Source organism: Mesonia mobilis DSM 19841 (assembly GCF_000423405.1).
Taxonomy (GTDB): domain Bacteria; phylum Bacteroidota; class Bacteroidia; order Flavobacteriales; family Flavobacteriaceae; genus Mesonia; species Mesonia mobilis.
Window position 1 is genome coordinate 172,909 of record NZ_AUHX01000006.1, and the last position, 23,220, is coordinate 196,128.

Sequence of the window (23,220 nt, forward strand, 5' to 3'; positions counted from 1 at the left end):
GAATAAGGTTATAAAGGTTGAATGATGAAGAAGAGAACACCTTTTACTCGGTTTTTGATTTGGAGATATAAACATATTTCCAACAAGAACTTTGTTTATCTATTAAGTATTCTTGTAGGTTTAATTGCCGGGTTGTCTTCGGTAGCTTTAAAAAACATTACGCATTATATCGCTATGTTTTTTGAGCAAGGCGCGGTACACGATTATCACGTGTATTGGTATTTTATTTTTCCGTTTTTGGGCTTGTTACTCGTTCTATTGGTCAAGAAATTTATTTTACGAAAAGATGTTGATCACGGGATCCCGATGGCACTTTTTGCTATTTCTCAAAAAAACGGAAAGATGGATCGGCGTAATTTGATCAGTTCTTTACTTACCGCTCCGTTAACGGTTGGTTTTGGTGGTTCTGTAGGTTTAGAAGGTCCTTCTGTAGCGACGGGAGCATCTTTTGGTTCTAACATTGCGCGCATGTTTCATATGAATGCGCAAACTAGAAAGCTATTGTTGGTTTGTGCTGCTGCGGGATCACTTTCAGCAATTTTTAAAGCGCCAATTGCAGCGATCTTATTTGCGATAGAAGTGTTTAGTTTAGATTTAACCTTTGCTTCCTTACTTCCGTTATTAATGGCTTCGGTAGCGGCTGTAGTGACCAGAATGTTTTTTATTGGGGAACAATATATTGTCGATTTTCATGCGATTCAGAAATTCGATATTCAGAATATTTTATTTTATTCAGCGTTAGGGGTAATTACGGCGATGGTTTCTATCTATTTTTCGAAAATTTATTTCACGACCGAGAATTACTTCCGCAGAATAAAAAATGATTATTTCAAAATCGTAATTGCCGGTTTTATTATTGGTTTACTTACGTTTTTGGTTCCGCCACTTTATGGGGAAGGTTTTACGTTTATGAATCGATTGATCGCTCAAGATTATGGAAGTGCTTTCGATGCTTTTCTTTATAAAGATATGTTGGGCAATAGCTGGGTGGTGATAGGTTTAATCTTAGGACTTATTTTATTAAAACCCATTGCAACTTCGGTCACATTAAGTGGTGGTGGCGTTGGTGGGGTTTTTGCTCCAGTTCTATTTTTGGGAGCGGTTACCGGTAGTTTTTTTGTGAATTTGTCTAGACAATTAGGTTTCACGCTTTCTTCAGAAAACTTTACGATGGTTGGGATGGCCGGTTTAATGGCGGGAGTTTTACAAGCGCCGATGACGGCAATTTTCTTGATCGCAGAAATTACAGGCGGTTATCAGTTGTTTGTTCCGTTAATGATCACGGTGACGATTTCATTTTTGCTATCGAAAGCTAATTCAGATTATAATATTTATACGAAAGAATTAAAAGACCAAAACGCGCTGTTAACACACGATAAAGATCAAGCGGTACTTACACTTTTGAAGTTAGACCGAATTATTGAAACGAATTTTATTAGTGTAAAACCTAAAATGACGCTGAAAGAAATGTTGCACCAAGCGGTCGTGAAATCGAAACGAAATCTTTTTCCCGTGCTTAACGATGAAGATGAATTGGTAGGCGTTCTTACGTTAGATGATATTCGGGAAATTATGTTTAATACCGAATTGCAGGAAACCATGTTGGTCGAGTTTTTGATGCATGATGCTCCAGATTACATTCATTACGGGCAAGATAGTATGCAGCAAGTAATGAATAAATTTCAGAATACCGGTGCGTGGAATTTACCCGTGATTAAAGAAGGGAAATACGTAGGCTTTGTTTCAAAATCTAAAATGCTTACCGCTTACCGAAGAAAATTAATTTCATATTAAAAAAATTAGTGATGCGATACGTGATTTTAACCTTGTTTATCTTAATTGTTCTAGCAATTGGTACAGGTTTTTATTTTAGAATTTTTGAAGAAGATATAAAAACCGGAGATATCATTATCGGTATTTCGGTTTTGGTAAGTTGCTTTATTTTAATGCCGCTTTTTATTTACCATCGCTGGAAAGGAAAAAAATTACAAGATTATACCTTAAGCCCTGAAAACATTAAAAAGATGAAAGATAAGGGTTTATATTAATGATAAGCTATTATTAATTTTTTAAATATCTTGAAGAAAAACAGCTTTAAATCATTTTTTTATCTGTACGTTTGTATCTATTATTAATTATTTATTTACAATGGAAGGTACAGTTAAATTTTTCAACGAATCTAAAGGATACGGATTCATTACTAACGACGACACAGGAAAAGACATTTTCGTACACGTTACCGGTTTAAACGGTGAGTCAATCAACGAAGGTGACAAAGTGGAGTACGTTGAAGCAGAAGGAAGAAAAGGATTAACTGCCACTCAGGTGACAGTAATCTACGAATAATATATAAGTTATTATTTTTAGTTTTTTTCTAAACCCCGCTAAATTTTAGCGGGGTTTTTTCATTTTATTGTAGCGACGGAGTGTTTAGCGTCACCAACATTTTCTTATTTTTCGCATAGTCTGTAGAAAATGTTTCACTTTCTTTATAGGTATCTTCTAGCGAGTCGTAATAAGAAATATTCTCTTCAAGCAGTTTTTTAGTAGTATTCATATCGTTTTTGGCTGCATAAACTTGTGCTAAAAAGTAATTGAATTTATAATACTCAATTTTATCTTTCATACTTTCTGAAGCTTGACCTCTTAAAGAACTTTTATAACTTTCACATTCTTGCATAATGTGATCTCCATCGGCATTTTTATTTTGTAAGTAGAACACTTTTGCGGTTAGCCCTAAAATCTTTCCGTTTTTTTCTGAAGGATTTGATCGATATGCAATTTTTGCTTCATCATATAATGGCTTAATAAATTCTTCTGCAGCTAAGTAATTTTTATGCTCAACACAATTCTGGTATGCACTCATTCTTAGTTCTTCTAATTCATCTTTTTCAAAAAAATCGGCACAAACTAAAGCATCTTGAGTTGAAGAAATGTAATTATCTAGTCGGTTATTTTCAAGTTCTTGGGTAATGTAATCTTTATAAAACTTGTTTACATACCAATCTTCAGATTGTAAAGCATCTTCTGTAATTAAAGATTTTGTGTAAGTGGTATCTAATACTCGGTTTTTAATCACTTGGTAAGTATAATCGCTAATGTTGTCTTTTCTAATAATGTCATCTAAATAGAAATCGTAAATGTCTTCGATTTTTAGGTATTCGAAATCACTGTTTACATTTCCTTCTTTATACATAGAATAGCTAATGTGGTAGTAATCTTTATCTTCTTTCGTTTTTACCTGATATTCAGTAACTCCAATTTTATTTCTGTCTAAAGTTTTATACTTATCATTTTCGATGGTATTAAAAGTAGTGTCGTTCTCGTCTTTTACGTAATCGTAATCTTTCAAAAATGTTTTAGCAATAAAATTCTTATTGTCATATTTCACTTTTTTTATAAGTCCTTTAGATAGATTATCGGTTAATTGATATAATTGAAATGAACTTTTAAGTCGGTCGTTTTGATCGTAAGTATAAGTGATGGTCGATTTGTCTCCTTCAGCAACTTCAGAAGTAACATCATAAATCTCTAATTTTTCACTTTTTAATGGTAAGTATTTGTTTTTTGTTTCTTCAACTAACTCGATATTATAAATGGGTTTTTCTTGGGTAAAACTCATTTGTTTTTCAAAAATAGAAATCAATTCGTCGTTCTCGTAGATGTAATGTTTAGTAACATCAAGCTTATTTCCGTAGCTGGTTTCAACAGTTTTTATATAACCGTTAGGATAATAATCTACAACCTGTTTAAAGTTATTATTGGGTTCTCCTTTTTTATCGGTTTGCACATTAACCATTTGCTTAACCGGTTGGTTGTTGTAAGATTTCCAATTGTTTTGGCCATAAGTTATTCCTGCAAAAAAGAATACATTTAAAAGTACTAATAAGCTCTTCATAATCAATAGTATTAGTTAAAAATCAACATTATTTCTTTACTAATTTACAAGAGCAGTTGCTATAAAGAGCTAAATTTCAATGGGTTTGGCAAAAGTTTAGTATCGATTCTTAAAGTAAACCATATTTCAACTAAAAAAAATGTAAATTTATAAGGTCTTCTTAACTAAATATTTAACGAATGCAGAAAACGTGCTTAGAATGTGGCGAGCAACTTAAAGGTCGGGCAGATAAAAAGTTTTGTAGCGATTACTGTCGTAATGCTTATAATAATAAGTTGAATAAAGACAGCAAAAATCTAATTAGAAATACCAATAACAGATTACGTAAAAACTACCGAATTTTAGAAGAACTCAACCCTAACGGAAAATCGAAAGCCACCAAATCGCAATTGTTAAGTAAAGACTTTAGTTTTGATTTGATCACAAGTATTTACACCACAAAAAAAGGGACTGTTTACTATTTTGTTTACGATCAAGGTTATCTTCCGTTAGAGAATGATTATTTTGCTTTGGTGAAAAAATTAGATTAGCACTATGAAAAGCTTTATTTCTAAACTATTAGTTTTAGTGACTTTGGGAGTTTTAGTTTGGGTGAGTTTTTACACCTTAATGCCCGATGCTGAAGAATTTTCTGAAGAGAATCCGCTTGGTTTTTCTATCGAACGTGCTAACGAACACGTGAAAAAAATAAGTGAAAAGCCGCACTCAATTGGTACCAAAGCGCATAGCGAAGTAAGAAATTACATTGTACAGCAATTGCAACAAATGGGCTTGCAAGTACAAACGCAAAAAGGCTATACACTAAATAGTGAGGGAGTTTTTACGGTGCCCGAAAATATAATTACCAAAATACCGGGCAGCGATCCTTCAGTAAAGAACGATCTTATGGTGATGACGCATTACGATAGTGCGGTACATTCTTCATTTGGAGCGAGCGATGCCGGTTCTGGTGTGGCGACCATTTTAGAAACGATTCGGGTTTTTCTAAAGGAAGAAATTCCGCATAGAAATAACATCATTATTTGTTTTACCGATGCAGAAGAAATTGGGCTAAATGGCGCTAATCTTTTTGTAGAAGAACATCCTTGGGCACAAAATATTGGGTTGGTACTTAATTTTGAAGCACGCGGCAGCGGCGGACCTTCAAACACTATTTTAGAAACCAATGCCGGGAATAGTAAACTTATCAAAGCTTTTTCTAAAGCCAACTCAGAATACCCGATGGCAACTTCGCTCATGTATTCGGTTTATAAAAAATTGCCGAATGATACTGATGCCACAATTTTACGGGAGCAAAAAGACATCCCGAGTTTCTTTTTTGCGTTTATCGACGACCATTATGATTACCATACTGCTAACGATACCTTCAAAAATCTAGATCAAAATTCGTTAGCTCATCAAGCCAGTTATTTAACGGCTTTAATGCCATATTTTGCCAACGCAAATCTTACCGAACTCAAATCTGAAAACGAATCGGTTTATTTCAATTTTCCCGGTTTAGGAATGCTGTATTATTCATACGCATTCATTATTCCGCTATTGGTGATCGCTTGGTTGTTGTTTATCGCCATCAGTATTTATGCCATCAGAAAGAAAACCTTTACCGCATTTTCGTTAGTTAAAAATATCGTTTGGTTTATAGTGATCTTGTTTGTTGCTGCAATTGTGGTCTATTTCGGTTACCAATTTATTTACCGGCAATATCCGGAATATGCCGATAATCTTAACGGTTTTACCAGTAATGGTCATTATTATATTCTAGCATTTGTCGCCATAACTTTAGCGATCGTCTTTCTATTTTATCGCGCAATTTACAGCGGTAAAGAATTAGAACGTAGCGTGCCTGCGCCACTTTTTGTGTGGTTGCTTATCAATACCGTGGTAGCCATCGCTTTTAAAGGAGCAGCTTATTTTATTTGGCCGGTCTTTTTTGGGTTATTCAATTATTATTTAATTATCAGGAAAAACAGACCTAACCTTTGGGTGCTTTTATTTTTCAGCATTCCGGCGGTGTTCTTGTTTGCGCCGCTTATTCAATTTTTTCCGGTAGGTTTAGGTTTAAAAATGCTGGTAATTAGCAGTGTGTTTTCTGTGTTATTGTTAGGCTTGTTAATGCCTATATTCATTCATCACAAGAAAATACATTGGTTAGGTGTTTTATGTCTGATAATCGCTTCGGTAAGTTTGCTAATGGCGCATAATGATGCTGAATTTTCTAATGAAAATCAAAAACCTAATAGTTTACTTTATCTGTTAGATGTAGATCAAGAAGAAGCTTGGTGGCTAACGTATGATGAATATTTAGATGAATTTACTTCGGAATATTTTACAGATGAAACTGAGGTTGCAGAGGATGTGATTTTCCATAGCAAATATAATTCTGCATTTACTCAACAAAGCAAAGCTGAAGTAAAACCCATTGCTGAAGCTGTTATGTTGATGGAAGAAGATACTACTTTTCAGAAAAATGAAAGAGATAAGTTTACCCTGAAAATCGCTCCGCAACGAAAAATTAACCGAATGGAAATTTTTGCCGATCAACAGGTGAATTTCTTCAACTTTAAAGTGAATGGCAAAACGGCTCCTTCCGCAGAAAAAAATGTCTTTTATCAAAATCGCAAAACCGAAAAATTGCTAACTTACTACGCGATAGATCGTGATACCTTACGCTTAGATTTTGAGTTGAAAAAAGGCGAACAATTTGAGCTGAAAGTTTACGAAGCGAGTAACGATTTGTTAGAAAATAAAAACTTTACGATTATACCACGAACTGAAAATATGATGCCGAAACCTTTTGTGTTGAATGATGCGATCATTACCAAACAAATATTAACGATAAAAGCTGATTAAGATGAAATTTTTTGGTTTAGAACATAGAATGAAAAACAAGTGGAGGTATGTTTTTAGCGGAACACTTTTTTTGGCTTTAGGGAACACCATTTTTGTAGAACTGATTCATGCGGATTGGAAATTGGAAAAGGTTGAACCTTTGAGAGCTATTTTCTTTTTAATAATTTTTAGTTTATTCTACTTTTTAGTAAGTTACTTTTCTTATAAATCTAGAGAAAAGCATCTCAAAGAATGGGAAAACAAATAAAGTTAACGGTTAGTGTTTTAGGTTGCGGCTGGTTGGGTTTGCCTTTAGCAGAAGAATTGTTGCAGCAAGGTTATGCGGTGAATGGCTCGACAACAACTTCTGAGAAATTAGAACATTTAGCGAAAAAAGGCATAGATCCTTTTTATGTTGAATTAACAGAAGAAAGTATAAAAGGTGAAGTATTTTCATTTTTAGATGGCGCTGAGGTTTTGGTTGTCGATATTCCGCCGGGTTTACGAAAAAAACCGGATGCTAATTTTGTAAATAAAATCGAGCATTTTATTCCGAAGCTTGAACTTTCTGCGGTTGAAAAAGTAATTTTAGTTAGTTCTACTTCGGTTTTTGAAGACGAAGAAAATTTTCCTGAATATGCTGAAAAGTCAATCCCAAACGGAAAAAGTGATGCTTCTCGCCAATTGCAAGAAGTAGAAAAATTATTTCGAGAAAATACGCATTTTAAAACCACTTTGATAAGAATGGGCGGTTTATTAGGCAAAGATCGACACCCCGTGAAGTTTTTATCGGGTAGAAAAGGAATCTCCAATCCGTTAGCGCCGGTAAATTTAATTCAGCAACAAGATGCTGTGCAATTGATCGTAAAAGCGCTTCAGCAAGAAAATTTCGGAAGTGTTTTTCACGGTGTTTATCCGCTTCATCCTCATAAAGAAGAATATTACACGCAAAAAGCTAAATCGTTCAACTTAGCGTTACCGGAGTTTACTTCAGATAAAACTTCCGAAGGGAAAAAGATCTCTTCCGAAGCGACACAAAAAGAACTTCAATTTACATTTCAGCATTCGATTTAAATAGTTCAGTTTAAACTATAAAAAAAGGCTTGCAGATGTTGCAAGCCTTTTTGTTTTATAGCACCGAAGTGATTACCAAATTAGAACTCTGTCTGTTGGTGCCACGTACATAGAATCTCCTTCTTTAATATCGAAAGCTTCGTAAAAAGCATCGATGTTTTGCAATGGTACATAAGCTCTGTACATACCAGGAGAGTGCGTATCGGTTTTAATACGAGAACGTAAAGCTTCTTCTCTCATTTTAGTTCTCCAAACGGTTGCCCAAGAAAGGAAGAAACGTTGTTCTGGCGTAAATCCATCAATTTCTCCTGGACGACCGTGATCTTTAAAATACATTTGAAGACCGTCGTAAGCAGCTAAAACACCACCTAAATCTCCAATATTTTCACCAAGTGTGTATTTACCGTTAATGTAAACGCTATCTAAAACTTCGATACCGCTGTATTGCTCAGCAAGTTGATCTCCTCTTTCTGTGAATTTCTCTAGATCTTCATCGGTCCACCAGTTTTTAAGGTTTCCGTCGGCGTCGAAACGCGCTCCACTATCGTCGAAAGCGTGAGAGATTTCGTGACCAATCACAGCGCCAATACCTCCATAGTTTACAGCCGCATCTGCTTTGTAGTTGTAAAATGGTGGTTGTAAAATCGCTGCCGGGAAAACGATCTCATTATTAAACGGGTTGAAATAAGCATTTACCGTTTGAGGAGACATACCCCATTCTTTTTTATCTACCGGTTCGTTGATGTCTGATAAATTATCTTTGTAGCTCCACTCAGAAACTGCAACCATATTTTCGTAATAGTTGTTGTCTTCAGAAACAGCTAATTCAGAATAATCTTTCCACTCATCCGGGTAACCGATCTTAACAGTAAACTTGTCTAATTTTTCAATAGCTTTTTGTTTGGTGCTATCGGTCATCCATTCTAAACGCTCAATTCTGTTTTGGAAAGCAGAGATCACATTAGCGATCATTTCTTGCGCTTTTTCTTTTGCTTCTGGCGGAAATTTTTCATCTACATAAAGTTGACCTAAAGCTTCTCCTACAGAACCGTTTACAGTAGCTAACGCACGTTCTCTTGCAGGACGTTGTTTTTTAGCTCCGTTTAAAGTTTTGCTGTAAAAATCCCAGTTAGCTTTATCTAATTCGGTGGTTAACATTCCTGCAGCACTATTTAAGGTTGCCCAACGCATGACGGTTTGCCATTTTTGAGTATCGCCTTCAGCTAAAACCGCTTGTAGCGTTTCCATATATTTTGGTTGCATCACGATGATCGTGTCTAGCTCTTTTTCTACCCCTAAATCTGAAATGTATTTTTTCCAGTCTACTGCCGGCACCATTTCTTGAATTTGCTCAATCGATCTTGGGTTGTTGAAATTTCTAAAATCACGACTCGCTACTTTATCTAAACGAGGCTCTGCTAAACGCGTCTCAAAAGCAAGAATAGTTTCTGCTTGTTCTTTTGCGCTTTCTTCGCTATCTCCTAAATATTGAAGCATACGTGTAATATGTTCTACGTACTGCTGTCTAATTTCTTTAGATTTCTCGTCTTGATCGGTGTAATATTCTTTGTTAGGTAAACCTAAACTTCCCGGAGTGATGTAAGCAGAATTCATGTTACTGTCACTTGGGTTAGAGAATGCTGCGATGCCAAAAAACGGATCTGAAACCGTTGCGTAATGATTAGCCATCGTTTCTTGAAGATCTTCTACGTTTTCGATCTTAGAAATTTTTTCTAAAGCCGGTTGTAAAGGTTTTAAACCATCTTCATTTCTGCCAACGGTGTCTAGTTTAGCATTAAAAAGCGCAATGGCTTTTGCTTGATCGCTGCCTGCTTTGTATTTACCGCTTTCTGCTGCGTCGTCTAAGATTTTAAGTACATCTTCGTCGGTACTTTTTCTTAATACTTGAAAACCACCCCAAGATGTTCTGTCTTCCGGGATTTTGGTTTCTTTCATCCAAGTACCATTTACGTAATCGTAAAAGTTGTTTTTAGGACTCACCGTCGTATCCATATACTGTAGATCGATACCGGGAGTTTTTTCAGTTTCTGCCTGTGCTACTTCTTTCTTTTCTTCTTGGCAACCTACTACAGCAAGTGCAGCGGTAGCTAAAAGAAGTATAGGTTTCATACTTTTTTTCATTTTTTAGCTATTAAAAGTTGTGTTATAAGTTAGATGAATTAGATAATTGTTACAATTTAAGCCATTTATTTTAATATTTCTAATAAGGCAGTATCGTGTGTTTGGTTAAGTTTTTTAATTTCACTTACATTCTCATTTGGGATAGCGATCGAAAGAACGTAATGCTGAATTTTCCAGCCATCTTTGGTTAGCGTTAACACTCCAGACCCTCTGCAAATACCTAAGTCGGTTTCTAAAAGTTCGTCAAACCAAGCTGTTTTATTGTTTTTGCTGAAATAAATGTTTCGCTCTAAAGGATGAAACGTCCAAGCTTTGCCTTTATCAAAATAAGGTTTAGAAAAACTTTTAAATTCTTCTAATTGCCAGTTTTCTGAAGCATCGGTGCCAATAAAAACGGCATCTTCTGTCATTAAATTAAAGTAGTTTTCAAAATTTGCTTCCGCAGCAGCCAAATGCCAGTTGTTTAAAGTTTCTTCAACTACTTTGGTTGATTTTTGCGCAGCAACACTTACCGAAATAAATAAAAATATATAGATTACATTTTTCACGACTTTAGCTTTTAGTTAGCGGTAGATTCTTTTTGTAGCTGAGCCAAACTGTCTTGTTTTCGAATACGCTCGTCTAATTCAAAATCGAGATCATCTACAGATTTAAGGAAGACTTCATTTAACTGAATTTTTAAATTTTCAAACTCATTGTATAATTCAAAACTTAACGTGTCAATTTTTCCGGCTGTTGGTCGTTGTTTGTTGGCTTCTGCTTCTAATAAATGAGCTTTGGTAAGTAATACATTTAAGCGCGCTTTAATAGGAATTTCCTGAAATTGCTTCGGGATAGAATCTTGTAACTCTTGTATCGATCGAAACAAGTTGTTACTGTTGTTTACAACTTCCTGTAGCGTAAAATTATTTATACGTTCAATCTCGTTTTTAGCGGTGGTAAAAGCCATCCAATTGGCACTTGCATTTGTTGCATCACCTACAAGTTTTACTTGTCTTTTGTTAGGCAGATTTACCTGTTTAGAGAAATTTTTAGCATTTTTTTCTTGAAAAGTGTCGGCCTCATTATCGGTTTGCTGCTTTTTTTCTTCACACGCAATTAAACCGATCGTGAGTAAAGCGCTAAGGCTTAGAATATAAAATTTGTTTCGTTTCATAAGCTTGAAAATACTGCGAAAGATAAGAAAATTTAAATTCTCTTCCTGCTGAAAAAGATTTTGTAATAAGCCTCAAAAATTGTTCTTTTGACAAAAGATTTGCTATAAATAGGCTTTAAATTAAAAAATTATCAAATTCATGGCAGCGAAAATACTTATCATTGGTGCTTGCGGACAAATAGGAACAGAACTTACTTTGGCTTTACGTGAAAAGCATGGCGAAAAAAATGTAATTGCCAGCGATATACGTGAAGGTAACGACGATTTAATGCAATCGGGTCCTTTTGAAAAGTTAGATGCCACCAATTATAAAGCCATCGAAGATATTGTGATGCATTATGAGGTGGAGGAAGTTTATTTAATGGCAGCAATGTTGAGCGCAACGGCAGAAAAATTCCCAATGCGCGGCTGGAATTTGAATATGGATTCCCTTTTTAATGTGCTTAATTTAGCTAAAGACAAGAAAATCGATAAAGTATTTTGGCCATCAAGTATTGCGGTTTTTGGACCTTCAACTCCAAAAAACGATACACCACAAACCACCGTGATGGAGCCAACCACTGTTTACGGAATAAGTAAACAAACCGGCGAGCGTTGGTGTGAATACTACCATCATAAATATGATGTCGATGTAAGAAGTATTCGCTATCCCGGTTTAATTAGTTACAAAACACAACCTGGCGGCGGAACCACCGATTATGCAGTTGAAATTTTTCATGAAGCTTTAGCAAAACAAGCCTACACTTCATTTTTAAGTGAAGAAACTGCTTTACCGATGATGTTTATGGACGATGCTATTCGAGCAACCATTTCGTTAATGGAAGCTCCGGCAGAAACTTTAAGTATTAGATCTTCTTACAATTTAGGCGGAATTAGTTTTACGCCTAAGCAACTTGCAGAAAGTATTGAAGCAGAAATTCCTGAATTTAAAATTGACTATGAACCAGATTTTAGACAACCTATTGCAGACTCTTGGCCTTCGAGCATTAATGATGAGCAAGCCCAAAAAGATTGGGGTTGGCAACACGAGTACGATCTGGAGAAAATGACCAAAGCAATGCTTGATGGTCTAAAGTCTCTTAAATAATTATAAACTATTAATAATCGCTGCGGCTTTTGCTAGAGTTTCTTTCTTTTTGGCAAAACAAAAGCGCAACATGAATTCGTCTTTTTGATTTTTATTGAAAACTGAAACCGGGATCGTTGCCAAGCCTTTTTCTTTAATTAATTTAAGGGCAAAATCAGTATCTTTTTCGGTAGTGATGTTTTTGTAAGAAGCTGTTTGAAAATATGTTCCTTGTGCCGGAATCAATTCTAATCTTGAATTTTTTATCTGCTGAAGAAAATAATCTCTTCTCTCTTGGTAAAATGCTGAAAGTTCTAAGTAGTGTTCGGGTTTTTGTAAATATTCATTTAATGCCCATTGCATGGGGTGATTCACGCAAAACACATTGTATTGGTGTACTTTTCGAAACTCTTTCATTAATTCTTCAGGAGCAACGCAGTAGCCCACTTTCCAGCCGGTCACGTGAAAGGTTTTTCCAAAGGAGTAGGTGATCAAAGAACGTTCTGCCAATTTGGGAAATCTAGCTACACTTTGGTGTTCTTTACCATCGTAAATTAAATGTTCGTAAACTTCGTCACTCAAGATTAAAATATTGGTGTTCTCCACCAATTGTTGAAGCTGAAGTAAATCTTCTTTTGCTAATACCGTTCCGCTGGGATTGTGCGGCGTATTGATCACGATCATTTTAGTTTTTGAAGTGATCTTTGCAGAAACTTCTTGCCAATCGATTTTATACGTTGGCGCTTTCATTTCTATTAAAATCGGTTTGCCACCGTATAATTCGATCGTCGGTTCATAACAATCGTAAGCCGGTTTAAATACGATTACTTCATCATCTTTTCTAATGAATGCTGAAATTGCTGTAAAAATAGCTTGAGTTGCTCCGGTAGTGATCGTAATTTCTTCTTCTGCGGAATATCTGCTGCCATAACTTTTGAATAGTTTTTCAGCTAGTGTTTTCCGAAGAGAAATTAGACCCGCGAGCGGTGCATATTGATTGTGATTTTCATCTAACCCCTGTTTTACGAACTCTAGTAATTTTTGATTAGGAGGGAAGTCTGGAAAACCCTGTGAAAGATTAATGGCGTTGTATTCTTGCGCCAATTTACTCATTTTGGTAAATATAGTGGTTCCCAAATTAGGGAGCTTAGATTCGATAGAGAAATTCATTAGCAATGATTTTCTCGAATATAGAAATAAAAAATCCCAAACTCAACAAAGTGAATTTGGGATTTTAATTTATAAAGATAGATGATTTATCCTTTTGAAGTCGCGCTCATATATTCACGGTTCATTCTTGCAATATTCTCTAAAGAAATTCCTTTAGGGCATTCGATCTCGCAAGCTCCGGTGTTACTACAATTACCAAAACCTTCTAAGTCCATTTGGCGAACCATATTCTGTACACGCTCGGTAGCTTCAACTTGACCTTGAGGTAATAAAGCGTATTGAGAAACTTTAGCCGAAGTAAATAACATCGCACTAGCGTTTTTACAAGCTGCCACACAAGCACCACAACCAATGCAAGTCGCTGCTGCAAACGAGTCGTCTGCATCGTGTTTATTAACAGGAATACTGTTGGCATCGATCGTGTTACCAGAAGTGTTTACAGAAACGTAACCACCAGCTTGCTGAATACGATCAAAAGCACCTCGATCTACAATTAAATCTTTTACTACCGGAAAAGCTTTAGCTCTAAATGGTTCAATAACGATGGTGTCACCATCTTTAAAAGAACGCATGTGTAATTGGCAAGTAGTTACCAATTTATCGGGACCGTGAGGTTCACCGTTTATTTGTAAAGAACAAGCTCCGCAAATACCTTCACGACAATCGTGATCAAATTCTACCGGCTCTTCTCCTTTATTGATCAAGTCTTCATTTAAAACGTCTAACATTTCAAGAAAAGACATATCACCTTCAACTCCGTCGATCGGGTAGGTTACCATCTTTCCCTTAGCATTAGCGTTTTCTTGACGCCATATTTTAAGTGTAAGTTTCATATCTTTTAGATTTTAGTATTGAGTATTGAGTACTGAGTCGCTAAGTTGTAACACCTCATAGTTCAATACCGGCATCTATTTATAGCTTCTTGTTTTTAATTCAATATTCTTGAAGTCTAATTCTTCTTTATGTAATTGCGCGTCTCTTGGGTTTCCTTTATACTCCCAAGCAGCTACATATTTAAAGTTCTCATCATCTCTAAGTGCTTCACCTTCCTCGGTTTGGTATTCTTCTCTAAAGTGACCACCACAAGATTCATTTCTATGTAAAGCGTCTTTAGCAAACAACTCTCCTAGTTCTAAGAAATCTGCTACACGACCTGCTTTTTCTAATTCGGCATTTTTACCTTCTGCAGCACCTGGTACTTTTACATTTGCCCAGAAATCTTCACGAAGTTCTTTAATTTCATCTAAAGCTTCTTGAAGACCTTGCGCGTTACGCGCCATACCACACTTGTTCCACATGATCTTACCAAGTTTCTTGTGATAATAATCTACCGAGTGCTTTCCTGAAGCATTCATTAATTTTGAGATTTTATCTTTTACATCTTTTTCAGCGGCATCAAACTCTGGTGAATCTGTTGGTATTTTGCCGGTTCTAATGTCTTTAGAAAGATAATCTCCAATCGTATAAGGTAATACAAAATAACCATCGGCTAAACCTTGCATTAATGCAGAAGCTCCAAGTCTGTTAGCTCCGTGATCAGAGAAATTTGCTTCTCCGGCAGCATAACAACCAGGGATGGTGGTTTGTAGGTTGTAATCTACCCAAAGACCTCCCATTGTATAATGAACTGCAGGATAGATCATCATTGGAGTTTCGTAAGGATTTTGATCTACGATCTTCTGATACATCTGGAAAAGGTTACCGTATTTAGCTTCAACAACTTCTTTTCCTAATTTAATGATCTCTGCTTCAGAAGCATTTTTGTTTCCTGAAGAGAAAGCTGCTTCTTTTCCGTAACGCTTAATAGCGCTTGCAAAATCTAAAAATACAGCTTCACCTGTTTTATTTACTCCAAAACCTGCATCACAACGTTCTTTTGCTGCACGAGAAGCTACATCTCGAGGTACAAGGTTACCAAAAGCAGGATATCTTCTTTCTAAGTAATAATCTCTTTCTTCTTCAGAAAGTTCAGTAGGTTTTTTCTTACCTTCTCTAATGGCGATCGCATCCTCTTTTTTCTTCGGTACCCAAATACGTCCATCGTTACGAAGAGATTCAGACATCAATGTTAATTTAGATTGATGCTCTCCTGAAACCGGAATACAAGTTGGGTGAATTTGCGTGTAACAAGGGTTAGCAAAGTAAGCTCCTCTACGGTGAGCTCTCCAAGCTGCCATTACGTTACTTCCCATCGCATTGGTCGATAAGAAAAAAACGTTACCATAACCACCGGAAGCTAAAACTACAGCGTGTGCTGAGTGTCTTTCAATTTCTCCGGTAACCATATTTCTAGCGATAATTCCACGAGCTTTACCATCTACTAAAACCAAATCCATCATTTCGTGACGGTTGAAAGATTGAATCTTTCCACGGTTAATTTGACGGTTCATCGCAGAATATGCGCCTAATAATAATTGCTGTCCTGTTTGCCCTTTTGCGTAAAAAGTTCTCGATACAAGAACTCCGCCAAAAGAACGGTTATCTAAAAGGCCACCGTATTCACGAGCAAAAGGAACCCCTTGTGCCACACATTGATCGATAATATTACCAGAAACTTCAGCTAAACGATAAACGTTAGCCTCACGAGAACGGTAATCACCACCTTTTACGGTATCATAAAATAATCTATAATCAGAGTCACCATCTCCTTGATAGTTTTTAGAGGCGTTAATCCCTCCTTGTGCTGCAATCGAGTGCGCACGTCTTGGAGAATCTTGGTAACAAAAAGTTTTTACATTGTAGCCTAGTTCTGCTAAAGTTGCAGCGGCACTACCACCGGCTAAACCTGTACCAATCACAATAACATCTATATTACGCTTGTTGGCTGGGTTAACCAGGTTAATATCATTTTTATGTTTTGTCCACTTATCTTTAAGTGGTCCTTCTGGTATTTTTGATTCTAAAACTGACATAATCTTTCTGCGTATTATAAGTTATTGATATAGTGGAATACTGCAATAAAAATAAATCCTAACGGAATAATAATCGCAAAAGCTTTGGTGAAGCCTTGAATTCCTTTAGAATACTTGTTATTCCACCCTACAGATTGAAATGAAGAAGCAAAACCGTGAAGTAAGTGTAACATCAAAAAGATGAAAGAGATCACATACAATCCTGTTCTTACAGGGCTTTCGAATTTTGCAATAGTTTCTTCGTAGTATCTTGTTGGGTCTTCCGGGTGAGACTGTACATATTTATGTACTAATTCCGGAACCCAAAAGTCGTAAAAGTGTAAAGCTAAGAAAGCTAAAATTACAGCTCCCGAATAAATCATGTTTCTAGACATCCAGCTAGAATTGGCACTTCCGTTATACTTAACGTAGCTAATTGCACGCGCTTTTCTGTTATGAATTTCTAAAACGAACCCCATAATAAAGTGAAAACACACTCCAAAAATTAATACCGGCTGTAAAACGGCCTGTACTAAAAAGTTGGTTCCCATAAAATGCGACAACTCGTTAAAAGTGTCTGGAGCAATTACAGATGTAAAGTTAATGGTAAAGTGTTGTGCTAAAAAAAGAACAAGGAAGAGTCCCGATAAAGCCATAGCAAATTTCTTTGCTACAGAAGATTTTATTAATCCACCCATTGGTTTTGAGTATTTATTTAAAAATTTCACACAAAAATACGCTTCAAAATACTTATTGACAAACTTTCAGAATCGTTTCTGCTTATTTAGAATTAGTATAAGCTATTACGATTTCGTGTTTGTGAAATCGATTGCGTGAAAAGTTGAATAGATGTAAATACCAATTACTGGGTATTTATATTTAGTTAAATTAAATATAACTTTATTAAAGCAACAAAAGCAAACTATTCTATTAAATAGGATTTAAAATAAATATAATGAAGATCAAACTATTAATTACTATTAGCTTTTTACTGTTAATCTTTTCTGTCAGAGCTCAGCATCAGCAAAAATATGATTTCATAGATTCCTTTACGGAAGGATTTGCACCTATAAAACAAAATGAAAAATGGGGATTTATTTCGCAAAGCGAAAAGTTAATCGTAAAACCAACCTATGATTATGTATTTCCTTTTTCAGAAGGCATGGCGGTGGTTGTCGAGAACGGTAAATGGGGTTATGTGAACACAAAAGGAAAAGTAGTAATTACTCCACAATACCGGTTTGCTTCTCATTTTTCTAATGGCTTGGCGCGGGTTTTTAAAGATGGTAAGTATGGTTTTATAGACAAGAAAAATGAAACTAAAATATCTTTTGAGTATGAAGATGCCGAAGATTTTAAAAATGGATTAGCAGTTGTCGCGCAAGACAAAGAAAAGGAATATGGTGTTGAACGTGAATATAGTCTTATTAATGAAAACCAAAATGAGTTAACGAAGAAGAATTATTCCTGGATTAGCAACACTTTTAACAATGTTTATAAATCTATGGATTGGGATGATACACTTGTATTTTTTAAGATAAAAGATAAAATGATCGAGAATATATCGAGCACTGAATTTGATGATCTAAGAAGAAATTTTTTATCTCATAAAGATGCCGCTGCTAGAAAAATTTTAAAAGCTAATAATATCGAATTTGATGGGATATGGAGCTTTTCAGAAAATATGGTGGTTTTTAATTTAAACAATTTATATGGGTTCTTTAATGAAAATAATAAAAAGCTTGTAAAACCCCAATATGCAAGAGTAGGGGAGAAGTTTAAAGATGGCTTATTAGCAGTAAAATTAAACAACAGTTATTTTTTTGTAGATAAAATAGGAAATCCTGTTAGCATAAATCTCATCAACCCAGTAGAAAAAGCAGAAGAATACGAAGCTTCGTATGGTATAGACACCTACAGTTTAGTTACAGCAAGAGATTACTTTAATAAAGTTGTTGCTCCTGCACCACCACCGCCTCCGGCACCAGAGATCATAGAGTTAGTGGAAGATGATGTAGAGATCGAAGAGGAGGTAATTGCCTCTAAAGATACTTATGAAAGAGTAACGGTGAACCCAGAATTAGGTATGGATGTTCCTTTTACAGCTGTAGATCAAGTTCCAATAATGCCAGGTTGTGAAGATGCTGCAAATCAAAAAAAATGCACCTCTATCAAGATAAATGAGTTTTTTGAGGAGAACTATAATAAAAGCCTCGCTTCAAATATAGGGTTGTCAGGCATACAAAGAGTTTATTTACGATTTAAAATAAATACAACAGGAGATGTTGTATACATACAAGCAAGAGCCCCGCATCCAAAACTGGAAGAAGAAGCACTAAGGGTAGCAAGAGAGTTACCTACAATGATTGCTGGCGAGGAAAAAGGCAAAAAAGTGGGTGTACTATACTCCTTGCCAATCATATTTGATGTAGAATAAACAATAATCCCCTGCTTATTTAAACTGATTTTTATATGTTAAAAGCAAAAGTTTTTAGGTGTGGAGCGAACACGATATTTTTAACAGAAGATTATTTTGTGTTCGATTATGATAAGGCAATTAAATATGAGCATCTATTAACAATTGAAATTGAGATAGGAGAAAAGTTCTATTATTGTTTGTTGGGGCAATATAAACCAGGGTATTTTTTCAATCACATCAGTCCACTAGCTGATGAAATGATTATTGAGCTGTTGCAAAAAAAAAGTTTAGCCTTAATTAAAAAAACAGCTATAAAGGCTCCGTCATATTATAATAAACATAGCGGTGAAATTAAATTCGATGACGGTTATATACTAGAATGGTATATTTCTAGATCATGTTATATGAAGTTTTTAAATCCTGATCGAAAATTTATCAAATACATGTTTTTTACAAGATTTTTATTTGGCTATAGCTTTAAATTTATTGGAGAAAAAGAAATAGAGCTCGGAGATTGGAAAACAAACAAGAATGTTAACATAGTTTTGTTTAATCCTTTTGACACGAGTGGATTTGAAGCACATTCCCGAAGTATTATAGATTTTAGAAAAAAGCACTATTACTATAAACCAATTTTTAATGAAAGAATATATAATAACCCTAGTAGTGATATTGGTAAAGGCTGTTTGATTGCTATTCTTTGTATGGTAGGTATTCCCATTCTCATGATGTGTTTTAAATTAATTTTAAGTTTATTTTAATGTGTTTTACCAATTTTTTTGCACTAATATAAAATACTCAAAACACTTTTCACAGAATAAAAAACGTTGACATGAAAAACTTTAAAATAGGTCCAAAAAACTACTTTTTCGAAGAGGATAAGTTCGAGGGTAAAACCCCTATTTCAAATTTAAGTTTATACCATTTTCAACGAGCAGAAACATATCAATTTTATGTGTTGCTAATAAATGATGCTAAAGCAATCAGGGCAATTTTATTTGGGGAAGGAGATGAGTTGGTAGATTATTTAAAAGCAAATAACGTTATTTATAAAAAATATGATTTATCCCACCATAAAATTAAGACAACTAGTGAGCGAAATCCCGATTTAAGAAGCGAGACCATAGAAGCTACTACAAAAGAAGGACATCATCTCATAATTTATACCTCTAATAGATTTAAGCAGGGCTATAAAAAACCTTGTTTTGTTCATGCTTGGTTAATTGATAAGGAAGGTAAGAGAAAGGAACTTTTTCTTCGTTATAAGACAGATAAAGCAGTTTTAACCGGTCTATATAAAGTTAAAGCTGTATTACTCAAAGAGGTTGAAAAAGATTCAGAAGAAGCACAGGCTATAAAGAATAAATATTTTCATAGCTTACAAAGAGAATTGAATAAAGAATTAACCGAAGCAGAAAATAATAAAATATTTGGCTATATAATTTTAATAATAAGTGTGCTGTTTGGATTATTTTTAATATTTAACTCTTGATAATTAGGTTTTAGCATTCAAAGAAAAATTTTCTTCTTCTACATAGTAATTTAAATAGCCTTTCATAAATTTGAAAAAATTCAATATTTATGAGATATCAACCTATACATTCAGACTTATTTATAAAGAATCGTAAAAACTTTATGGCGCAAATGAAGCCAAATAGTTTAGCGGTTTTTAATTCTAATGATATTTACCCAATTGGTGCCGATAGTACCATACCTTTTCAACAAGATCGAAATATTTATTATTTAAGTGGTGTAGATCAAGAAGAAAGCGTTTTAGTTTTATTTCCAGACGCTCCGCACGAAAAGCATCGTGAGATTTTATTTTTGACTGAAACAAACGAGCATATCGCCGTTTGGGAAGGAGAAAAGTTAACCAAAGAAAAAGCTTTTGAAACTTCTGGCGTAAAAACTGTGTATTGGTTAAAAGACTTCCATAAAGTTTTACACGAGTTAATGGCGCAAAGTGAAACAGTTTATATTAATACCAACGAGCATTACCGCGCAAATGTAGAGACAGAAACTCGTGAAGCGCGTTTTAATAAGTGGCTGTTAGAGAAATATCCGGCACATTCGGTAGCTAAAAGTAATCCGATTTTGCAACGTCTTCGTTCGGTAAAAGATCAATTAGAGATTGATGTGATGCAACAAGCATGTAATATTACCGAAAAAGGTTTCAGAAGAATTCTAAATTTCGTAAAACCCGGAGTTTGGGAATATGAAATTGAAGCTGAATTTATGCACGAGTTTTTACGTAATCGCTCTCGTGGCTTTGCTTATACACCAATTGTAGCTTCAGGGCAAAATGCAAACGTACTTCATTATATTGAGAATAAAATGCAGTGTAAAGAAGGCGAATTAATTTTATTAGATGTAGGAGCCGAGTACGCGAATTACGCCAGCGATATGTCGAGAACAATCCCGGTGAGCGGAAAGTTTAGCAAGCGTCAAAAAGAAGTTTATAATAAAATTAATCAGATTAAAAAAGACGCGACAAAAATGTTAGTGCCGGGAACCGATTGGGCTTCTTACCACAAAGAAGTTGGTAAAATGGCGACTTCAGCATTTTTAGATCTTGGTATTTTAGATAAAGCCGATGTGCAAAACGAAAATCCGGATTGGCCGGCTTATAAAAAATACTTTATGCACGGTACGTCACACAATATTGGTTTAGATACGCACGATTACGGATTGTTGCACGAACCCATGGTAGCAAATCAAGTATTTACGGTTGAGCCTGGAGTTTACCTGCCGGAAGAAGGCTTCGGAATTCGTTTAGAAGATGATGTCGTGATTCAAGCAAAAGGAGAGCCGATCAACTTGATGAAAAATATCCCGATTGAAGCAGATGAAATTGAAGAGTTAATGAATAGTTAGTTTATTTACTGAATTTCAGGCTAAGCTTGTTTCAGTGTAATTTAAAATTTTATAAAAACCTCACAGATTTTCAAAATCTATGAGGTTTTTTTGTATTTGGAAAATTTAATTTCCTAGACGCTAAATTACTCTTCCACCTTATAAAAATGTAAATCTTCAAAATCGAAACTAAAGTCGGTGATGGGAGCAATAGGTTTCATCGTTGCTTCGATCGCTTCACCTTCTTCATTCAACGTAAATAAAACAAATACATCAGCATCAAAACTACGGTTGTCCCATTTGGCAACATAAGTAGTTAAATTATACAGAAGCAATTTTCCTTTCAACTGCGAAGAACGTTCTGAAGTAATTAGAAGTTCTTCTCCGTTTTGTTCAATAGTGATCTTCCCAAACCAATCGTCTTGGTAAGTCCCTGTAATTTGTGAAGCGGCGATCGTGTTTTTTGCTTTTCTATTGCTTACTTGATCGTAAACCGCTTTTTTAATACTGTCGTTATAGGTAATCCACTCTTCATTTTTCTCGCCATACTTTTCGACCCAATTGCGATCTTTGTAACCTAAATAGCTGTCTTTTATCGTGTTGGTGATTGCGCTGAATGCGCTCCCAACCATTTGGTTGGTAAGCACTACAATGCCTAAATCTAGTTCCGGGATCATCGTGAATTGCGTTACCGTTCCTAGCAATCCGCCGGTATGGGTTACTTGTTTGTAACCACCATTTACATCGCTTACAAACCAACCCAACGAATAACCTGAAAAATGAGTGTTGTAATCGTTGTCTTTGCGAACCGGTAGCGGAGTTTGCAGTTGCCATAAATTATGCATTTGTTCTTCGCTTAGTAATCGTTCACCGTTTTTGGTTACGGCATCATTCATTAAAAATTCTGCCCAGGTTAACATATCAGAAACGTTACTCATAATTCCGCCGGCAGGATTAGCAAGATCGCTCCAATCGTGTGTTATGGCAATCACTTCACCTTCTGTTCTGGTATGTGCGTCGATGATATTCGATTTGTCGGTCACGCGGCTGTAAGAAGCTTTACTGTCTTTCATCCCGACAGGTTGTAAAATTCGTTGTTCGATAAATTCTTCCCAAGTTAAACCGCTTACACGATGAATCACTTCACCGGCAATAATAAACATATTGTTGTTGTATTTAAACGAACTGCGATACGCACTTTTTTTGTCTTGTTTGCTCATATTGGCAATCACATCATCGATGGTGAAATCGCTTCCTTCAGGAAAAAACATCAAATCCCCCGCGCCTAGACCTAAGCCGCTACGGTGCGTAACTAGATCTCGGATCGTAAATTCTTCAGTTACAAAAGCATCGGGCATTTTAAACTCAGGAATGTGCTTTCGCACCTTATCGTCCCAATTAATTTTACCTTCATCAACCAGCATCGCTAAAGAAAAACAAGTAAAACCTTTACTGTTCGAAGCGATCCCGACCAATGTTTTTTTCGTCATCGGTTGATTATTCTTTAAAGATCGAACACCGTGACCTTCGGCATAAACAATTTCACCATCTTTGATAATCCCAACAGAAATCCCTGGAACATCGAAAGTTTCGAGTGAGTTTTGAATGACTTTATCGAGTTTTCGGTCTTTAATTTGTGCGGAAAGGCTTACCGAAATAATGAGTGCGAAAAGAAAAAGAAAGTTCGTTTTTTTCATGAAAATTATTTTTTAACTGATTTAA

General features: G+C 35.4%; 21 protein-coding genes. 12 read left to right on the forward strand and 9 right to left on the reverse strand.

What is annotated here, in order from left to right:
• The first annotated feature begins 24 nt into the window (after window positions 1–24).
• The 3 genes from G551_RS0106750 (at window position 25) to G551_RS0106760 (ending at window position 2,346) form a co-directional block, all read left to right on the forward strand.
• Window positions 25–1,794, forward strand: coding sequence for a chloride channel protein (locus G551_RS0106750; protein WP_036243468.1), 1,770 nt, complete (start codon window positions 25–27; stop codon window positions 1,792–1,794).
• Between the two features lie 11 nt (window positions 1,795–1,805).
• Window positions 1,806–2,048 (forward strand): hypothetical protein, encoded by a 243-nt coding sequence (locus G551_RS0106755; RefSeq protein ID WP_027884843.1) that lies wholly within the window; start codon window positions 1,806–1,808, stop codon window positions 2,046–2,048.
• 100 nt (window positions 2,049–2,148) lie between these two features.
• Window positions 2,149–2,346, forward strand: coding sequence for a cold-shock protein (locus G551_RS0106760; RefSeq protein ID WP_027884844.1), 198 nt, complete (start codon window positions 2,149–2,151; stop codon window positions 2,344–2,346).
• A gap of 64 nt (window positions 2,347–2,410) precedes the next feature.
• On the opposite strand, the gene G551_RS0106765 is transcribed toward G551_RS0106760, so the two are convergent.
• Window positions 2,411–3,898: a hypothetical protein gene (locus G551_RS0106765; RefSeq protein ID WP_027884845.1), complete on the reverse strand. Its 1,488-nt coding sequence runs from the start codon at window positions 3,896–3,898 to the stop codon at window positions 2,411–2,413.
• Between the two features lie 179 nt (window positions 3,899–4,077).
• On the opposite strand from G551_RS0106765, the gene G551_RS0106770 reads away from it, so the two are divergent.
• The 4 genes from G551_RS0106770 to G551_RS0106785 are packed head-to-tail and all read left to right on the forward strand — an operon-like array spanning window position 4,078 to window position 7,801.
• Entirely contained in the window at window positions 4,078–4,428 is a 351-nt protein-coding gene (locus G551_RS0106770) for a hypothetical protein (protein ID WP_027884846.1), read from the forward strand.
• A gap of 4 nt (window positions 4,429–4,432) precedes the next feature.
• Complete coding sequence (locus tag G551_RS0106775) at window positions 4,433–6,748, forward strand: M20/M25/M40 family metallo-hydrolase (protein ID WP_027884847.1); 2,316 nt, start codon at window positions 4,433–4,435, stop codon at window positions 6,746–6,748.
• Between the two features lies 1 nt (window position 6,749).
• On the forward strand, window positions 6,750–6,995 hold the full coding sequence (locus tag G551_RS0106780) for a hypothetical protein (protein ID WP_027884848.1): 246 nt from the start codon (window positions 6,750–6,752) through the stop codon (window positions 6,993–6,995).
• A complete protein-coding gene (locus G551_RS0106785) occupies window positions 6,980–7,801 on the forward strand; it encodes an NAD(P)-binding domain-containing protein (RefSeq protein WP_027884849.1) in 822 nt (273 codons plus the stop codon). The genes G551_RS0106780 and G551_RS0106785 overlap by 16 nt, the downstream gene beginning before the upstream one ends.
• 72 nt (window positions 7,802–7,873) lie before the next feature.
• Here G551_RS0106785 and G551_RS0106790 read toward each other — a convergent pair whose 3' ends face one another.
• From G551_RS0106790 to G551_RS0106800, 3 genes are all read right to left on the reverse strand, one after another.
• A complete protein-coding gene (locus G551_RS0106790; protein WP_027884850.1) occupies window positions 7,874–9,943 on the reverse strand; it encodes a M13 family metallopeptidase in 2,070 nt (689 codons plus the stop codon).
• Between the two features lie 65 nt (window positions 9,944–10,008).
• Entirely contained in the window at window positions 10,009–10,491 is a 483-nt protein-coding gene (locus G551_RS0106795) for a nuclear transport factor 2 family protein (protein WP_036243450.1), read from the reverse strand.
• Between the two features lie 11 nt (window positions 10,492–10,502).
• Window positions 10,503–11,099 carry a hypothetical protein gene (locus G551_RS0106800; protein ID WP_027884852.1) on the reverse strand — a complete coding sequence of 199 codons (597 nt, stop codon included), beginning with the start codon at window positions 11,097–11,099 and terminating at the stop codon, window positions 10,503–10,505.
• 139 nt (window positions 11,100–11,238) lie between these two features.
• Here G551_RS0106800 and G551_RS0106805 point away from each other — a divergent pair, with 139 nt between their 5' ends.
• On the forward strand, window positions 11,239–12,186 hold the full coding sequence (locus G551_RS0106805; RefSeq protein WP_027884853.1) for an NAD-dependent epimerase/dehydratase family protein: 948 nt from the start codon (window positions 11,239–11,241) through the stop codon (window positions 12,184–12,186).
• Here G551_RS0106805 and G551_RS0106810 read toward each other — a convergent pair whose 3' ends face one another.
• The 4 genes from G551_RS0106810 to G551_RS0106825 form a co-directional block, all read right to left on the reverse strand.
• Window positions 12,187–13,335, reverse strand: coding sequence for a methionine aminotransferase (locus G551_RS0106810; RefSeq protein ID WP_027884854.1), 1,149 nt, complete (start codon window positions 13,333–13,335; stop codon window positions 12,187–12,189).
• A gap of 86 nt (window positions 13,336–13,421) precedes the next feature.
• Window positions 13,422–14,168: a succinate dehydrogenase/fumarate reductase iron-sulfur subunit gene (locus G551_RS0106815; RefSeq protein ID WP_027884855.1), complete on the reverse strand. Its 747-nt coding sequence runs from the start codon at window positions 14,166–14,168 to the stop codon at window positions 13,422–13,424.
• 75 nt (window positions 14,169–14,243) lie between these two features.
• Window positions 14,244–16,247 (reverse strand): fumarate reductase/succinate dehydrogenase flavoprotein subunit, encoded by a 2,004-nt coding sequence (locus tag G551_RS0106820; protein WP_027884856.1) that lies wholly within the window; start codon window positions 16,245–16,247, stop codon window positions 14,244–14,246.
• Between the two features lie 14 nt (window positions 16,248–16,261).
• Window positions 16,262–16,924 carry a succinate dehydrogenase cytochrome b subunit gene (locus G551_RS0106825; protein WP_027884857.1) on the reverse strand — a complete coding sequence of 221 codons (663 nt, stop codon included), beginning with the start codon at window positions 16,922–16,924 and terminating at the stop codon, window positions 16,262–16,264.
• Window positions 16,925–17,181: 257 nt separating this feature from the next.
• Here G551_RS0106825 and G551_RS16205 point away from each other — a divergent pair, with 257 nt between their 5' ends.
• From G551_RS16205 to G551_RS0106845, 4 genes are all read left to right on the forward strand, one after another.
• Window positions 17,182–18,663, forward strand: coding sequence for a WG repeat-containing protein (locus G551_RS16205; RefSeq protein WP_051191313.1), 1,482 nt, complete (start codon window positions 17,182–17,184; stop codon window positions 18,661–18,663).
• 35 nt (window positions 18,664–18,698) lie between these two features.
• Window positions 18,699–19,406, forward strand: a complete 708-nt coding sequence (locus G551_RS0106835) for a hypothetical protein (RefSeq protein WP_027884858.1) — start codon at window positions 18,699–18,701, stop codon at window positions 19,404–19,406.
• Between the two features lie 71 nt (window positions 19,407–19,477).
• Window positions 19,478–20,137 (forward strand): hypothetical protein, encoded by a 660-nt coding sequence (locus G551_RS0106840; protein ID WP_027884859.1) that lies wholly within the window; start codon window positions 19,478–19,480, stop codon window positions 20,135–20,137.
• An 89-nt stretch (window positions 20,138–20,226) separates the two neighbouring features.
• The gene (locus G551_RS0106845) at window positions 20,227–21,519 is read left to right on the forward strand and encodes an aminopeptidase P family protein (RefSeq protein ID WP_027884860.1); all 1,293 of its coding nucleotides are present in this window, start codon (window positions 20,227–20,229) and stop codon (window positions 21,517–21,519) included.
• A gap of 125 nt (window positions 21,520–21,644) precedes the next feature.
• Here G551_RS0106845 and G551_RS0106850 read toward each other — a convergent pair whose 3' ends face one another.
• The gene (locus tag G551_RS0106850) at window positions 21,645–23,195 is read right to left on the reverse strand and encodes a serine hydrolase (protein ID WP_027884861.1); all 1,551 of its coding nucleotides are present in this window, start codon (window positions 23,193–23,195) and stop codon (window positions 21,645–21,647) included.
• Window positions 23,196–23,220: the final 25 nt, after the last annotated feature.

Bases quoted from the DNA above. Each gene is read 5' to 3' on its own strand.
- G551_RS0106785 (WP_027884849.1), top strand. From the start codon at position 6,980: ATGGGAAAACAAATAAAGTTAACGGTTAGTGTTTTAGGTTGCGGCTGG.
- G551_RS0106810 (WP_027884854.1), bottom strand. From the start codon at position 13,335: ATGAATTTCTCTATCGAATCTAAGCTCCCTAATTTGGGAACCACTATA.
- G551_RS16205 (WP_051191313.1), top strand. From the start codon at position 17,182: ATGAAGATCAAACTATTAATTACTATTAGCTTTTTACTGTTAATCTTT.
- G551_RS0106835 (WP_027884858.1), top strand. From the start codon at position 18,699: ATGTTAAAAGCAAAAGTTTTTAGGTGTGGAGCGAACACGATATTTTTA.
- G551_RS0106825 (WP_027884857.1), bottom strand. From the start codon at position 16,924: ATGGGTGGATTAATAAAATCTTCTGTAGCAAAGAAATTTGCTATGGCT.
- G551_RS0106840 (WP_027884859.1), top strand. From the start codon at position 19,478: ATGAAAAACTTTAAAATAGGTCCAAAAAACTACTTTTTCGAAGAGGAT.
- G551_RS0106800 (WP_027884852.1), bottom strand. From the start codon at position 11,099: ATGAAACGAAACAAATTTTATATTCTAAGCCTTAGCGCTTTACTCACG.
- G551_RS0106845 (WP_027884860.1), top strand. From the start codon at position 20,227: ATGAGATATCAACCTATACATTCAGACTTATTTATAAAGAATCGTAAA.
- G551_RS0106775 (WP_027884847.1), top strand. From the start codon at position 4,433: ATGAAAAGCTTTATTTCTAAACTATTAGTTTTAGTGACTTTGGGAGTT.
- G551_RS0106760 (WP_027884844.1), top strand. From the start codon at position 2,149: ATGGAAGGTACAGTTAAATTTTTCAACGAATCTAAAGGATACGGATTC.
- G551_RS0106750 (WP_036243468.1), top strand. From the start codon at position 25: ATGAAGAAGAGAACACCTTTTACTCGGTTTTTGATTTGGAGATATAAA.
- G551_RS0106790 (WP_027884850.1), bottom strand. From the start codon at position 9,943: ATGAAAAAAAGTATGAAACCTATACTTCTTTTAGCTACCGCTGCACTT.
- G551_RS0106780 (WP_027884848.1), top strand. From the start codon at position 6,750: ATGAAATTTTTTGGTTTAGAACATAGAATGAAAAACAAGTGGAGGTAT.
- G551_RS0106815 (WP_027884855.1), bottom strand. From the start codon at position 14,168: ATGAAACTTACACTTAAAATATGGCGTCAAGAAAACGCTAATGCTAAG.
- G551_RS0106770 (WP_027884846.1), top strand. From the start codon at position 4,078: ATGCAGAAAACGTGCTTAGAATGTGGCGAGCAACTTAAAGGTCGGGCA.
- G551_RS0106820 (WP_027884856.1), bottom strand. From the start codon at position 16,247: ATGTCAGTTTTAGAATCAAAAATACCAGAAGGACCACTTAAAGATAAG.
- G551_RS0106850 (WP_027884861.1), bottom strand. From the start codon at position 23,195: ATGAAAAAAACGAACTTTCTTTTTCTTTTCGCACTCATTATTTCGGTA.
- G551_RS0106765 (WP_027884845.1), bottom strand. From the start codon at position 3,898: ATGAAGAGCTTATTAGTACTTTTAAATGTATTCTTTTTTGCAGGAATA.
- G551_RS0106805 (WP_027884853.1), top strand. From the start codon at position 11,239: ATGGCAGCGAAAATACTTATCATTGGTGCTTGCGGACAAATAGGAACA.
- G551_RS0106755 (WP_027884843.1), top strand. From the start codon at position 1,806: ATGCGATACGTGATTTTAACCTTGTTTATCTTAATTGTTCTAGCAATT.